The sequence below is a fragment of the Bacillus sp. Xin1 genome (assembly GCF_013314535.1).
Taxonomy (GTDB): Bacteria; Bacillota; Bacilli; order Bacillales; family Bacillaceae_G; genus Bacillus_A.
In genome coordinates this window covers 1-660 of sequence record NZ_JABUAE010000164.1, presented here as the reverse complement: position 1 = coordinate 660, position 660 = coordinate 1, and the positions used below count along the sequence as shown (strand labels likewise).

Genomic DNA, 660 nt, shown 5'->3' with positions numbered 1-660 from the left:
ACCATTCATGCTTTATATAAATGGAACCGAAGTCTTGGCTCAGACTTCGGTTTTTCGACATACAATGAATTACAGGAGCTGCTAACAATCGCATAAAACGTACAACTTTTTGTTAGCACCACTTAACCTTAACAAAACTTCGCAACAGAACCCATGAGAAGATTAGATTAATAAAAGGTGGGATTTTATGAAATCAACAGGAATTACTCGAAAAATTGATGAATTTGGGCGTATTGCTATTCCTATGGAGCTTCGAAGAACATTAGGAATAGCAGAAAAAGATCCAATAGAAATTTTTGTGGAAGATGAGAAGATTATTTTACAAAAATATCAATCTCACCAAGCGTGTATGATAACAGGGGATGTTTCAAAAAGAAACTTTTCCCTAGCTAATGGAAAGATTGCTTTGAGCACAGAAGGTGCTGAACTTTTAATAAAAGAAATACAGCAACAGGTTCTGTTGCAAAGTTTTCTAAACTAAGCTAACCTGTAGAAAAAGTGTGAGCAGGAGAGTGATATATGGGGTATTTTAAAGGAAAACAGTTTAAAAAGGATATTATTTTGGTAGCCGTCGGCTACTATTGTCGTTTTTCTTTAAGCTATCGTGATGTATCTGAAATCTTGAAAGAGCGTGGTATTTCTATTCATCCAACAACTATC

1 protein-coding gene and 2 pseudogenes are annotated in these 660 nt (G+C 34.8%); all 3 read left to right on the top strand.

Annotated elements, in window-relative coordinates:
- Positions 1-96 (top strand): annotated as a pseudogene (locus tag HRG09_RS29315) (IS6 family transposase); the annotation flags it as partial.
- Between the two features lie 91 nt (positions 97-187).
- Complete coding sequence (locus HRG09_RS28300; RefSeq protein ID WP_174104100.1) at positions 188-481, top strand: AbrB/MazE/SpoVT family DNA-binding domain-containing protein; 294 nt, start codon at positions 188-190, stop codon at positions 479-481.
- 38 nt (positions 482-519) lie between these two features.
- Positions 520-660 (top strand): annotated as a pseudogene (locus HRG09_RS28295) (IS6 family transposase); the annotation flags it as partial.